Genomic DNA, 13,506 nt, shown 5'->3' on the forward strand with positions numbered 1-13,506 from the left:
GGCACGCTGTCGCATATGACCGCTCGCATCGTCACCACAGAGCCGGACGCGGACCGTCCGCCGGCCCCGCGCTTCGCCTTCGACCGGCACACCTGGAAGGAGATCGCGTATCTCCTCAGCAATCTGCCGATCGCCGTGCTCGGCTTCGTCTATGTCGTGACGATGCTGGCCACCGGCGTCGGCCTGGCCGTGACGGTGATCGGTCTGCCCGTGCTCGCGGCCGGTCTGCTCGGCGCGCGTCAGCTCGGGAAGGCGGAACGGGGGCGGGCCCGCGCGCTGCTCGGGCTGCGCATCGAGGAGCCGAGCCCGCTGCCGCGCAGACGCGACGAGGGCTTCTTCGGCCGGCTGTGGTCCGGCCTGAAGGACCCGGTGGGCTGGCGGGCGGTGCTCTACGAGTTCATACGGCTGCCGTGGGGTGTGCTCACGTTCGCCATCACGCTGACCGGGCTCTTCGTGCTGTGGCCGGTGCTCCCGTACATCGTGCGGGGTCTGACCAACGCGGACCGGGCGATGGCGCGGGCGCTCCTGTCGCCGTCGGACGAGCTGGAGCGGCGGATCGCCGAGCTGGAGTCGGACCGTGGCGTCGTCGTCGACACGGCCGCCGCCGACCTGCGGCGCATCGAGCGCGACCTGCACGACGGCGCACAGGCCCGCCTGGTCAACCTCGCGATGGGCCTCGGTCTCGCGAAGGAGAAGCTCCTCGAGGACCCGGACGCCGCTGCCGCCATGGTCGACGAGGCCCACGGCGAGGTGAAGCTGGCGCTTCAGGAGCTGCGCGACCTGGCCCGCGGCATCCACCCGGCGGTCCTGACCGACCGCGGCCTGGACGCGGCGCTCTCCTCGGTGGCCTCGCGCTGCACGGTTCCGGTGAAGGTCACGGCCGACCTGCCTCAGCGGCCCGCCGCGGCGATCGAGGGCATCGCGTACTTCACGGTGTCGGAGCTGCTGCAGAACGTCAGCAAGCACAGCGGGGCGCGGTCGGCGTCGGTCGACGTGTGGCGCTCCGCGGACCGCCTGCTGATCCAGGTGCGGGACGACGGGCGCGGCGGCGCGAGCCTCGACAAGGGCACGGGCATGTCGGGCCTCGCGGACCGGCTCGGCGCGGTGGACGGCCTGTTCGTCGTGGACTCGCCGGAGGGCGGTCCGACGACGGTGACCGCGGAGCTGCCCTGGCGCGACCGCACATCCGCGTAAGCGCACGGCCGTGGCCGGCGGGGTAGGGAAAACCCCCGGTCCAAGACGCCGACCGGCTCCATGGCCGCGAGGCGCCGCCGCGAGGAGTCTGGAAGTACCAGGCGGACGAGCAGAACGGACGGACCCCACCGATGATCACGCCCACGCAGCACGGACACGGATACGGCTACCGCGACGACGCGGTGGCCGGGGAACGGCGCCACCGTCTCCCGGCCGGGCTGCGCGCGCCGTTCGAGGCCCGTACGTTCCGAGAGCTCGGCTATCTGCTCCTGAGCCTCCCGCTCAGCGTCATCACGTTCGTGTACGCGGTGACGATGGTGTCGCTCGGAGCCGGCCTGCTGATCACGTTCCTCGGCATCCCGGTGCTGGCCGGCGCCCTCGCCGGGGCGCGCGGGTTCGCCTCGATGGAGCGGGCCAGGGCGCGCGCGCTGCTCGGCATCGACGTCGGCACGCCGGGCCCGCTGCGGCCCCGCGCCAACGGCCCGATGGCGTGGATGGGCGCCCTCCTCAAGAGCGGCGAGTCGTGGCGCAACCTGCTGTACACGGTCGTGCACTTCCCGTGGGCGGTCTTCGCGTTCAACGTCGCGCTGGTCTTCTGGACGGTGGGCTGGTCCCTGCTCACGTATCCGCTGTGGCAGTGGGTCTTCCCCATGTACGCCGGCCAGGGCGGGATCCAGCTCTACGGGGACGGCGCGCACAACATCTACCTGGACAACCCCTTCGAGATCACCGTCACCGCGGCGGTCGGCCTGCTGATCACGCTCGCGACGCCGTGGATCATCAGGGCGCTGGCCTCCGTGGACCGGGCGCTGGTGAGCGGGCTGCTGGGCCCGTCGCGGCTCGCCACGCGTGTCGTGGAACTGGAGTCGGACCGCGGCGTCGTCGTCGACACGGCCGCCGCCGACCTGCGGCGCATCGAGCGCGACCTGCACGACGGCGCACAGGCTCGCCTGGTCAACCTCGCGATGGATCTGGGGCTCGCCAAGGAGAAGCTGACGGAGGACCCTCGGGAGGCGGCGCGCATGGTGGACGAGGCGCACGGCGAGGTGAAGACGGCGCTCCAGGAGCTGCGCGACCTGGCCCGCGGCATCCACCCGGCCATCCTGACCGACCGCGGCCTGGACGCGGCCCTGTCCTCCGTCGCCTCCCGCTGCACCGTCCCGGTGCAGGTCGAGGTCGACCTGCCCGCGCGGCCCGCGCCGGCCATCGAAGGCATCGCGTACTTCACGGTCAGCGAGCTCCTGCAGAACATCAGCAAGCACAGCCGGGCGACCCGCGCGACGGTCGACGTGTGGCGGGTCGAGGACCGGCTGATGCTCCAGGTGACGGACAACGGCGTGGGCGGCGCGGACGCGTCCACCGGTTCCGGCCTCGCCGGGCTCGCCGAGCGGCTCGACGCCGTCGACGGGATCCTCCTGGTGGACTCGCCGACGGCGGGCCCGACCCGGATCACGGCGGAACTGCCGTGGCGGCGCGCCTGACGAGCGGCTCCCGCGTGTGCGGTGCGCCCCCGGAAGGGGCGCACCGCACACGTGCGTCCTCCCTCTTCGCGGCCAATCCCGGCGCCACGGCCCGGGACCGTCCGGATGCTGGGATGCTGGTGGCTGTTGAACGGGTGGGACGGGCTGTGGGGGGCCGAGAAACGTGGAGGACAGAGTGCGAGTGGTCATCGCCGAGGATTCAGTGCTGCTCAGGGAGGGCCTGACCCGGTTGCTGACCGACCGCGGGCACGATGTGGTGGCGGGCGTGGGCGACGGGGACGCCCTGGTCAAGACCATCACCGACCTGGCGGCGCAGGACGCGCTGCCGGACGTCGTGGTCGCCGACGTGCGGATGCCCCCGACCCACACGGACGAGGGCGTGCGCGCCGCGGTCCTGCTGCGCAAGCAGCACCCGGGGCTCGGGGTGCTGGTCCTTTCGCAGTACGTGGAGGAGCGGTACGCGACCGAACTGCTCGCCGGTTCCAGCCGCGGTGTGGGCTATCTGCTCAAGGACCGGGTGGCCGAGGTGCGCGAGTTCGTGGACGCGGTCGTGCGGGTGGCCCAGGGCGGTACGGCGCTCGACCCCGAGGTGGTGGCCCAGCTCCTGGGGCGCAGCCGCAAGCAGGACGTGCTGGCGGGGCTGACCCCGCGTGAGCGCGAGGTGCTCGGCCTGATGGCCGAGGGGCGGACGAACTCGGCGATCGCGCGTCAACTGGTCGTGAGCGACGGCGCGGTGGAGAAGCACGTCAGCAATATCTTCCTGAAGCTGGGCCTGTCCCCGAGTGACGGGGATCACCGGCGTGTTCTGGCGGTGCTCACCTACCTGAACTCGTAACGACCTGACACCCTGTCAGATATGGCGGGAATCGGTCGGCGGACACAAGGACACTCCGGCCGACTTCAGGGCCGGCTCCAGGGTCGATCCCGGGGCCGACCCCGGGTCGGCCCCGGGTCGGCCCCGAACCGGTCCTAGAACCAAAGGATGAGTGGGCGCGTCTTCGAACAAGGGGCCATGGGGGTGGGTAAATCGTGACAAACAAGGTCATCAGGGTGTCTCATTGTCGCGTCCACCATGCGAACCATCCAGGGAAGGCGACCCTTACCGACGTAGGGTGGGCCATGGAGAGGCCGGTCGGCCGGCCGCTCCCGCAGAGCCGCCTCGAGGGAGGTCCAGTTCAGTGACCAGCCAGGTCAGTAGCCCGGCCGAGCAGGCCGATGGCGCAGCGGTCGGAGAGCAGCGCGCATACGCGAACGACAAGGACGTTCGGCGTCTGGATCGGGTGATCATCCGGTTTGCGGGTGATTCGGGTGATGGTATGCAGCTGACGGGTGACCGGTTCACTTCGGAGACGGCGTCGTTCGGGAATGATCTGTCGACGCTGCCGAACTTTCCGGCTGAGATCAGGGCGCCCGCGGGGACACTGCCGGGCGTTTCTTCGTTCCAGTTGCATTTCGCGGACCATGACATCCTCACGCCGGGGGACGCGCCGAATGTGCTGGTGGCGATGAATCCGGCGGCGTTGAAGGCGAATATCGCGGATGTGCCGCGTGGTGCGGAGATCATCGTCAACACGGACGAGTTCACCAAGCGGGCGATGCAGAAGGTCGGTTACGGGGCGTCTCCGCTGGAGGACGGTTCGCTGGACGGCTATCAGGTGCATCCGGTGCCGTTGACGACGTTGACGGTTCAGGCGCTCAAGGAGTTCGAGCTGTCGCGCAAGGACGCGGGGCGTTCGAAGAACATGTTCGCGCTGGGTCTGCTGTCGTGGATGTATCACCGTCCGACCGAGGGCACGGAGAGGTTTTTGAGGTCGAAGTTCGCGAAGAGGCCGCAGATCGCGGAGGCGAACATCGCGGCTTTTCGTGCGGGCTGGAATTTCGGTGAGACGACGGAGGACTTCGCGGTCTCCTACGAGGTCGCGCCGGCCGCGTCGGCGTTCCCGACCGGCACGTACCGCAATATCTCGGGGAATCTGGCTTTGTCCTACGGGTTGATCGCGGCGTCGAGGCAGGCGGATCTGCCGTTGTATCTGGGTTCGTATCCGATCACGCCGGCTTCGGACATTCTGCACGAGTTGTCGAAGCACAAGAATTTCGGTGTGCGCACGTTCCAGGCGGAGGACGAGATCGCGGGGATCGGCGCGGCGCTGGGTGCGGCGTTCGGCGGCTCCCTGGCGGTCACGACGACGTCGGGTCCCGGTGTGGCGCTGAAGTCGGAGACGATCGGCCTGGCGGTCTCTCTCGAACTGCCGTTGCTGGTGGTGGACATCCAGCGGGGTGGCCCCTCGACGGGTCTGCCGACGAAGACGGAGCAGGCGGACCTGCTGCAGGCGATGTACGGGCGTAATGGTGAGGCGCCGGTCCCGGTGGTGGCGCCGCGCACGCCGGCGGACTGTTTCGACGCGGCGATCGAGGCGGCCCGCATCGCCATCACCTACCGCACCCCGGTGTTCCTTCTGTCGGACGGTTATCTGGCGAACGGGTCGGAGCCGTGGCGTATCCCGGAGATCGATCAACTCCCGGACCTGCGTACCCAGTTCGCGTCGGGGCCCAATCATACGGAGGCGGACGGTACGGAGGTGTTCTGGCCGTACAAGCGGGACGCGAAGACACTGGCCCGCCCGTGGGCGGTTCCGGGCACGCCGGGGCTCGAGCACCGGATCGGCGGGATCGAGAAGCAGGACGGCACGGGCAACATTTCCTACGATCCGGCCAACCACGAGTTCATGGTCCGCACCCGGCAGGCCAAGATCGACGGTATCGAGGTCCCTGACCTGGAGGTCGATGACCTGTCGGGTGATGCCAACACCCTGGTGCTGGGGTGGGGTTCGACGTATGGGCCGATCACCGCGGCGGTGCGGCGGCTGCGGGCGGCGGGTGAGCGCATCGCGCAGGCTCATCTGCGGCACCTGAACCCGTTCCCGCGCAATCTGGGCGAGGTCCTGGAGCGTTACGACAAGGTGGTGATCCCCGAGATGAACCTCGGCCAGCTCGCCACCCTCGTCCGGGCCCGGTATCTGGTGGACGCCCGCTCCTACAACCAGGTCAACGGCATGCCGTTCAAGGCTGAGCAGCTCGCCACCGCTCTCAAGGAGGCCATCCATGGCTGACACCGGCCGCACGCAGGGCACGGGCACGATCGAGGCGCTCTCGCTGGTCCCCAAGGCCGAGGCCGAGCAGTCCATGAAGGACTTCAAGTCGGACCAGGAGGTGCGCTGGTGCCCGGGGTGCGGTGACTACGCGATCCTGGCCGCCGTGCAGGGTTTCATGCCCGAACTCGGGCTGGCGAAGGAGAACATCGTCTTCGTCTCGGGCATCGGCTGCTCGTCCCGCTTCCCGTACTACATGAACACCTACGGGATGCACTCCATCCACGGCCGCGCCCCGGCCATCGCGACCGGTCTGGCCTCCAGCCGGCGGGACCTGTCGGTGTGGGTGGTCACCGGTGACGGCGACGCGCTGTCCATCGGCGGCAACCACCTCATCCACGCTCTGCGCCGCAACGTGAACCTGAAGATCCTGCTCTTCAACAACCGGATCTACGGGCTGACCAAGGGCCAGTACTCGCCCACCTCCGAGGTCGGCAAGATCACCAAGTCGACGCCGATGGGCTCCCTGGACGCGCCCTTCAACCCGGTGTCCCTCGCCCTGGGCGCGGAAGCCTCGTTCGTGGCCCGCACCGTCGACTCCGACCGTAAACACCTCACCGACGTCCTGCGGCAGGCGGCCGCCCACCCCGGCACGGCACTGGTGGAGATCTACCAGAACTGCAACATCTTCAACGACGGCGCCTTCGAAGTCCTCAAGGACAAGCAGCAGGCCCAGGAGGCGGTCATCCGCCTCGAACACGGACAGCCCATCCGCTTCGGCACCGACCTCGCCAAGGGCGTCGTGCGCAACCCGCAGAGCGGTGACCTGGAGGTCGTCGACGTGAACGAGGACAACCAGTCACAGATCCTCGTCCACGACGCACACGCCGCCTCCCCCACGACCGCGTTCGCCCTGTCCCGCCTGGCCGACCCGCACACCCTGCACCACACACCCATCGGCGTCTTCCGCTCCACCGAGCGGCCCGTCTACGACGTCCAGATGTCCGAACAGCTCGACGAAGCCATCGAACAGAACGGAAAAGGCGACCTGGCCGCACTGCTCGCCGGCGGCGACACCTGGACCGTCGTCGGCTAGCCGCCCCTGTACCCGAACGGACCCGCGCCCCCTACGGGGCGCGGGTCTCGTCGTATGCGCTGCGGGCCTGCGCCACCGCTTCCATGCGGCGCTCCGTCCAGGTCGCCAGCGTGCGGACCTGTTCCGCCGCCTCGCGGCCGAGGCCGGTGAGCGAGTAGTCCACGCGCGGCGGGATGACCGGCTTCGCGTCGCGGTGCACCATGCCGTCGCGCTCCAGGGTCTGGAGTGTCTGCGTGAGCATCTTCTCGCTGACGCGGCCGATCTCCCGGCGCAGCTCACTGAAGCGGTACGAGCGCTCCTCGAGGGCGATCAGGACGAGGACGCCCCAGCGGCTGGTGACGTGTTCGAGCACGAGGCGGTACGGACACATGTCCTCGCCGCCGGAACTCCCCTTGCTTACTGCCATGTCAGTACCTTACTTCAAAGTGGGTACTTTCCAATAGTTAGCGCTACCCGTAGGCTCAGTGCCAGATAAGCCCCTAAGGCCAGATAACCCCCCAAGAGGAGATTCCAGACATGAGCATCGTCGTCACCGGCGCCACCGGACACCTCGGCCGTCTCGTCATCGACGGCCTCCTCGTCGCCGGTGTCCCGGCGGAGCGCATCGCCGCCGTCGTCCGCGACAAGGAGAAGGCCGCCGATCTCGCCGCCCGCGGCGTCGAGCTGCGGATCGCCGACTACAGCGCGTCCGCGACACTGACCGGAGCCTTCGCCGCCGGGGACCGGGTCCTGCTGATCTCCGGCAGCGAGGTCGGGCAGCGCGTGGCGCAGCACCAGGCCGTGATCGATGCCGCGAAGGGCGCGGGCGTCGCGCTGCTGGCGTACACGGGCGTCCTCGGCGGGCCCCGCGCCGACTTCGATCTGGCCGCCGAGCACAAGGTGACCGAGCAGGCGATCCTCGACTCCGGCCTGCCGTACACGTTCCTGCGCAACGGCTGGTACCACGAGAACTACACCGGGAACCTGGCACCGGTCCTGGAGCACGGCGCCGTCACCGCCTCCGCGGGCGAGGGCCGCGTCGCCTCCGCCTCCCGCGCCGACTACGCCGCCGCCGCGGTGGCCGTCCTCACCGGCGAGGGCCACGAGAACCAGGCGTACGAGCTGAGCGGCGACGTCGCCTGGTCCTTCGCCGAGTACGCCGCCGAGCTGTCGAGGCAGACCGGCCGGACGATCACGTACAACTCCGTCACGCCCGAGCAGAACCGGGAGATCCTGCTCGGCGCCGGACTGCCCGCGCCCGTCGCCGACATCTTCGTCGGCGTCGACACCGCGATCGAGCAGGGCCTGCTCGCCGCCACCGGCGGCGACCTGTCCCGGCTGACCGGCCGCCCCACCACCCCGCTCGCGGACGCGATCAAGGCCGCGCTCGCCTAGGAACGGGCGGTCTCCCACCTGCGTCGATGTCCTGTCATGACCGTATAGAGATACGGACATGACAGCTGGTGCCCCGCGGCGCTACCTTCATGGGTGGCCGCCACGGGGCGTCCGCGCGTGTGGAGGAGGGGCCGTGGAGGCTGGGCAGTCGAGAAGCGAACAGCGCACAGGACTGTTGAACGGCATCGCGGCCTACGGAATGTGGGGCCTGGTGCCCCTGTTCTGGCCCCTGCTCAAGCCCGCCGGCGCCGGTGAGATCCTCGCCCACCGCATGGTGTGGTCGCTGGCCGTGGTCGGCGTCGCGCTGCTCTTCGTACGCCGCTGGGCCTGGGCCGGTGAGCTGCTGCGCAACCCGCGGAGGCTGGCGCTCGTCACCGTCGCCGCGGCCGTCATCACGGTCAACTGGGGCGTCTACATCTGGGCCGTGAACGCGGGCCACGTCGTCGAGGCCTCGCTCGGCTACTTCATCAATCCGCTGGTCACCATCGCCATGGGCGTCCTGCTCCTGGGCGAGCGGCTGCGGCCCGCACAGTGGGCGGCGGTCGGCGTCGGCCTCGCCGCGGTCCTCGTCCTCGCCTTCGGATACGGGCAGCCGCCCTGGATCTCCCTCTGCCTCGCCTTCTCCTTCGCCACGTACGGCCTGGTGAAGAAGAAGGTCAACCTCGGCGGCCTGGAGTCGCTCGCCGCCGAGACCGCGATCCAGTTCGTGCCCGCGCTCGCCTATCTGCTGTGGATCGGCGCGCAGGGCGAGTCCACCTTCGGCAACGGCGCGGGCCACGCCACGCTGCTCGCGGCGACGGGCCTGGTCACCGCGATCCCCCTGGTCTGCTTCGGCGCCGCCGCGATCCGCGTACCGCTGTCGACGCTGGGGCTGCTCCAGTACCTGGCGCCGGTCTTCCAGTTCCTGCTCGGCATCCTGTACTTCCACGAGGCGATGCCCGCCGAACGCTGGGCGGGCTTCGCTCTCGTATGGGTGGCGCTCACGCTCCTGACGTGGGACGCGCTGCGGACGGCCCGGCGGGGACGGATCGCGCTCGCCGAGCAGGAGGCGCGGGTGACGGCTCCTGAGACGGTGCCGGAGTCGGCGACGAATCCGCAGGTGCAGACCCAGGCGCAGCCCCAGCCGCAGGCGGATCCGCTGACGGATCCGCGGCGCGAGCCGGCCGCCTGATCCCGCGCGCCGGAACGAGCGTGCCCGGCGTCACCATCACCACCGGCCACGGTGTACGGGCTCGCCTCGAAGGGGGCCCGCGCGGCGGACACGCTCCCCGCCTTCCGCGCGGCCCTCATGGGGCGGTCGGCGCCGGTGCTCCCTGACCCCGGGCCCGGCGAACCCTCTGGACGAAATTACTTGCGCATGCATAAACTGCACGTGCAGGTAATCGGCGCGACCAACCGACCACGGAGTGCCCCATGTCCCGCACGTTCCTCTTCCTGCTCGGCAGCAGCCGCGGCGAAGGCAACACCGAGATCCTGGCCCGCAAGGCCGCCGAGCAGCTCTCCCCCGAGGTCGGGCAGCGCTGGATCGACCTCGCCGCGCACCCCCTCCCCGACTTCGAGGACCTGCGCCACGACAGCGACCACACCCGGCCCACCGGGGACAGCACGGCGCTGCTCCTGGACGCGACCCTCGAAGCCACCGACATCGTCATCGCGTCGCCGCTGTACTGGTACTCCCTCTCGGCCTCCGCCAAGCGCTACCTCGACTACTGGTCGGGCTGGCTGCGCACCCCCGGCATCGACTTCAAGGCGACCCTCGAAGGGCGCACCCTGTGGGGCGTGACCGCGCTCGCCCACGAGGAGCAGGTCGTCGCGGACCCGCTGGTCGGCACGCTGCGCAACTCGGCCGCGTACATGGGCATGCGCTTCGGCGGCGTCCTGCTCGGCAACGGCAGCAAGCCCGGCGACGTGCTCAAGGACGAGGGGGCGCTGCTGCGCGCCAAGACGTTCTTCGCGCCCGAACGGCAGCCGGAGATCGCCCGCTTCCCGTACGAGGTGCAGTAGCGCGGCAGTCGGCTACGCCGTGATGTCCTTCGCCGTGAAGCGCGCCCAGGCCGCCGAGCCGAACACGGCCGCGTACAGACCCTGGAGGCCCAGGTTCTTGAGCAGGTCGTCCCAGTAGACCGGCTCGCGCATCAGGTCGGCGAAGGACAGCCAGTGGTGCGAGAACAGGTACGGCTGGATCGCGTGCAGCTGGGGGATCTGGTCGAGGATCTGGACGGTGATGAGCAGGCCCACCGTCGTCGCCATCGCCGCGATGCCGCTGTTGGTCAGGGTCGAGACGAACAGTCCGAGCGCGGCGATCCCGACGAGTGACGCGGCTACGACGAGGGCGATCAGCAGGGCCCGTACGAGTCCCTCGCCGAAGCCGATCCGGGTGCCGGAGATCGTGACGAGGTCGCCGAGCGGGAAGAGCAGGGCGCCCGTGGCGAGCGCCGTCACCGCCACGACCAAGGTCGCCACCAGGCAGAACGTCATCGTCGTCGCGTACTTGGTGAGCAGCAGACGGGTGCGGCCCGCGGGGGCGACGAGCAGATAGCGCAGCGTCCCCGCGTTCGCCTCGCCGGCGATCGCGTCGCCCGCGATCACCCCGACGGCCATCGGCAGGAAGAACGGGAGCGTCGCGGCGAGCGACGTGAAGACCAGGAACAGGCCGTTGTTGGTGATCTGCGCTATGAACGCGGGCCCTCCCCCGCCGCCGCCCGCGGCCGGGGAACCGCCGCTCGTCTCGATCTTCACGGCGATCCCGACGAGGATGGGCACCCCTGCCAGGACGGCGAGCAGGGCGATCGTGCGCCAGCGGCGGAACGTGGTGACCAGCTCGCTGCGGAACAGGCCGAGCGTCCAGATCCTCTTCCGCACGGGCGGCGCCTCCGACACGACCGTGGCGGTGGTGCCGGCGGCCGTGGCCTCAGCCTGCGACATCGAATCCCTCTCCCGTCAGGGCCACGAACGCGTCCTCCAGCGAAGCCCGTTCGAGTCCGAAGCCGCGGACACGAACGCCCGCGGTGACCAGCGCGGCGTTCAGCTCGGCGAGGTCGGTGCCCGGACCGGGCGGCTCGCCCGTCACCTGGTCGTCCGCCACGGTCAGGTCCGCGATGCCCCGGTCCTTCAGGACGCGTGCCGCGTCGCCCGCGTCGGGGGTCGTGACCACGAGCCGGCCTCGGGCACCCGCCGCCAGCTCGGCGACCGGACCCTGCGTGATGAGCCGGCCCCGCGCCATCACGGCCGCGTGCGTGCAGACCTGCTCGATCTCGTCGAGAAGGTGCGAGGAGAGGAAGACCGTCGTGCCGTCCGACGCCAGCTCCCGTACCAGGGAACGGATTTCGCGCATGCCCTGCGGGTCGAGGCCGTTCGTCGGCTCGTCGAGCACGAGGAGTCTGCGGGGCTGGAGCAGCGCGGCCGCGAGCCCGAGGCGCTGCTTCATGCCCAGCGAGTACGCCTTCGCCTTCTTGCCCGCGGCGGCCGTCAGGCCCACCCGGTCGAGCGCGGTGGCGACGCGGGCGCGGCGGGTGCGGGGGTCGGCGGCCGGATCCGCGGAGTCGTACCGGATGAGGTTGTCCCGGCCGGACAGGAACCCGTACAGGGCGGGGCCCTCGATGAGCGCGCCGACGTGCGGGAGGACCGTCCGCGTGGCGCGGGGCATGGGGAGGCCGAGGACGCGGGCCGCTCCGGACGTCGGCTCGATCAGCCCCATCAGCATGCGGATGGTGGTGGTCTTGCCCGAGCCGTTCGGCCCGAGGAAGCCGAAGACGCTGCCGGCGGGGACGGTGAGGTCGAGGCCGTCGACCGCCGGCTGGTCGCCGCCGTAGCGCTTGGTGAGGGCCCGCGTCTCGATCACGGACTCCCCGGCAGTGCTCGCCGCCATCTCGCTCCCGTCGTGCCCGTCGGTCCTGGTGGAGTGCGGGAGTGGAGGCACCGGGACCGGCGCCTCCACTCCTGCCTGCCAACTCTCGTGCCGCGTACGGCTACTGCGCCGCGTTCGCCGCCTTCACGAGCGCGTCCTTGGTGACCGCGCCCGCGTAGACCTTGCCGTCGTCCGTGATGAGCGCGTTGACCAGGCGCGTCGAGAAGACCGTGCCCGAACCGAACTTGCCCGTCACATGGTCGCCGAGCGCGTCCATGAACTTCTGCGCCTCCGGCGGGACGTCGCCCGAGGCCGAGCCGCCCGTCGGCAGGCCCTGCCCGCCGGGCAGCTTCAGCTCGGCGATGGACGTCCAGCCCTCACCGATGACCTTCAGGTCCTTCATGCCGCCGCCCTGGGCGTCCCTCAGTTCCTTGGGCATGTCCTTGGGCATGTCCTTCGGCATGTCCTTCGGCGCGTGGGACTTGTCCCCCGCCTTGAGGTCGTCGCCCTCGGTGACCTTGGTGCCCTTCGGCGGGGTGAAGTCGAACGTCGAAGCGGCCGGCTTGGAGAAGTCCACCTTGGTGAAGCCCGCGTCCACGACCGCCTTGCCGCCGCCCGCGGGCGTCAGCGTGAACTTCAGCGGCACACCGGTCTTCGCGTCCACCGAGATGGTGATCCCGCCGACCGTCGAACCGGCCTGCTTCGGCTTGACGAGCAGCTTGTACGCGTCACGCCCCGCGACCTGCGAGGTGCCTTCCACGGAGATCGACGTCGTCTTGCCGGACGCCTTCAGGACCTCGTCCGCGAGCTCCTTCGGCGTGGCCGGGACGCCCTTCGGCGTCTCGCCCTCGCGGTGCTTCGCGGCCCGGTCACCCGCGGCGGCGTCCTTGGCGTGGTAGGCCTCGTTCGACGCGCTGTCGTAGGCCCAGACCTCGTCGCCGTTGTGGATCACGCTGTACTCGGCGGCGTCGTCCAGGACGGACAGCTTGTGCCGGTCGGAGCCGTCCGCCGCGATACGCACCGTGTGCGTGCCGGAGGCCAGTTCCATCAGCTTGGACTGCGGGTCGGCGGAGGAACCCGCCTTGCCGTCCGAGGAGCCGCCGGCGCCCGGGGCGAAGCCGCCCGCCATACCGCCCAGGGACGGGAGTCCGAGATCCGTGGAGATCTTCACCGTGCCGGACATCTGCTGCACGTCCGACTTGGCGATCTTCTCGATGAGCTGCTGAGCGCTGATCTTCGGCAGATCGGGATTGCCGGAGTCGGCCAGAGCGGGGACGAGCCCGATCGTCGCCGCGGCCACCCCCACCACCGCGACCGGGACCACATAGCGGGTCGCCTTGCGACGACCGGCGCTTTCGGATTCGTACGGTGCCATGTTGTTGCCCTACCTCCGTGTTGGGCGGCGGCCTACCGTCCTTGCTCGTC

Annotated in this window: 12 protein-coding genes; 8 read left to right on the forward strand and 4 right to left on the reverse strand. The window is 70.3% G+C overall.

What is annotated here, in order from left to right; translation table 11 throughout:
• The first annotated feature begins 15 nt into the window (after window positions 1–15).
• The 5 genes from OHO83_RS20655 (at window position 16) to OHO83_RS20675 (ending at window position 6,860) form a co-directional block, all read left to right on the forward strand.
• A complete protein-coding gene (locus OHO83_RS20655; RefSeq protein WP_266673246.1) occupies window positions 16–1,194 on the forward strand; it encodes a sensor histidine kinase in 1,179 nt (392 codons plus the stop codon).
• Between the two features lie 131 nt (window positions 1,195–1,325).
• Window positions 1,326–2,675: a sensor histidine kinase gene (locus OHO83_RS20660; RefSeq protein ID WP_266673244.1), complete on the forward strand. Its 1,350-nt coding sequence runs from the start codon at window positions 1,326–1,328 to the stop codon at window positions 2,673–2,675.
• Between the two features lie 175 nt (window positions 2,676–2,850).
• Window positions 2,851–3,510, forward strand: coding sequence for a response regulator transcription factor (locus OHO83_RS20665; RefSeq protein ID WP_323186999.1), 660 nt, complete (start codon window positions 2,851–2,853; stop codon window positions 3,508–3,510).
• A 343-nt stretch (window positions 3,511–3,853) separates the two neighbouring features.
• Window positions 3,854–5,785: a 2-oxoacid:acceptor oxidoreductase subunit alpha gene (locus OHO83_RS20670; RefSeq protein ID WP_330279711.1), complete on the forward strand. Its 1,932-nt coding sequence runs from the start codon at window positions 3,854–3,856 to the stop codon at window positions 5,783–5,785.
• On the forward strand, window positions 5,778–6,860 hold the full coding sequence (locus OHO83_RS20675) for a 2-oxoacid:ferredoxin oxidoreductase subunit beta (RefSeq protein WP_330279598.1): 1,083 nt from the start codon (window positions 5,778–5,780) through the stop codon (window positions 6,858–6,860). The genes OHO83_RS20670 and OHO83_RS20675 overlap by 8 nt, the downstream gene beginning before the upstream one ends.
• Before the next feature lie 31 nt (window positions 6,861–6,891).
• Here OHO83_RS20675 and OHO83_RS20680 read toward each other — a convergent pair whose 3' ends face one another.
• A complete protein-coding gene (locus OHO83_RS20680; RefSeq protein ID WP_266673236.1) occupies window positions 6,892–7,266 on the reverse strand; it encodes a winged helix-turn-helix transcriptional regulator in 375 nt (124 codons plus the stop codon).
• A gap of 110 nt (window positions 7,267–7,376) precedes the next feature.
• Between OHO83_RS20680 and OHO83_RS20685 the strand changes: the two genes are divergently transcribed.
• The 3 genes from OHO83_RS20685 (at window position 7,377) to OHO83_RS20695 (ending at window position 10,238) form a co-directional block, all read left to right on the forward strand.
• Window positions 7,377–8,234 carry an SDR family oxidoreductase gene (locus OHO83_RS20685; RefSeq protein ID WP_330279712.1) on the forward strand — a complete coding sequence of 286 codons (858 nt, stop codon included), beginning with the start codon at window positions 7,377–7,379 and terminating at the stop codon, window positions 8,232–8,234.
• A 199-nt stretch (window positions 8,235–8,433) separates the two neighbouring features.
• Complete coding sequence (gene rarD, locus OHO83_RS20690; RefSeq protein ID WP_389565710.1) at window positions 8,434–9,405, forward strand: EamA family transporter RarD; 972 nt, start codon at window positions 8,434–8,436, stop codon at window positions 9,403–9,405.
• A 242-nt stretch (window positions 9,406–9,647) separates the two neighbouring features.
• Complete coding sequence (locus tag OHO83_RS20695; protein WP_330279713.1) at window positions 9,648–10,238, forward strand: flavodoxin family protein; 591 nt, start codon at window positions 9,648–9,650, stop codon at window positions 10,236–10,238.
• A gap of 12 nt (window positions 10,239–10,250) precedes the next feature.
• Here OHO83_RS20695 and OHO83_RS20700 read toward each other — a convergent pair whose 3' ends face one another.
• From OHO83_RS20700 to OHO83_RS20710, 3 genes are all read right to left on the reverse strand, one after another.
• Entirely contained in the window at window positions 10,251–11,159 is a 909-nt protein-coding gene (locus OHO83_RS20700; protein ID WP_329434274.1) for an ABC transporter permease, read from the reverse strand.
• Window positions 11,146–12,102 (reverse strand): ABC transporter ATP-binding protein, encoded by a 957-nt coding sequence (locus OHO83_RS20705; RefSeq protein WP_266673226.1) that lies wholly within the window; start codon window positions 12,100–12,102, stop codon window positions 11,146–11,148. The genes OHO83_RS20700 and OHO83_RS20705 overlap by 14 nt, the downstream gene beginning before the upstream one ends.
• A gap of 100 nt (window positions 12,103–12,202) precedes the next feature.
• Window positions 12,203–13,456, reverse strand: coding sequence for a LolA family protein (locus tag OHO83_RS20710; protein WP_330279714.1), 1,254 nt, complete (start codon window positions 13,454–13,456; stop codon window positions 12,203–12,205).
• Between the last annotated feature and the right edge of the window lie 50 nt (window positions 13,457–13,506).

Origin of the sequence: Streptomyces sp. NBC_00569, assembly GCF_036345255.1 — a bacterium.
GTDB lineage: Bacteria > Actinomycetota > Actinomycetes > Streptomycetales > Streptomycetaceae > Streptomyces.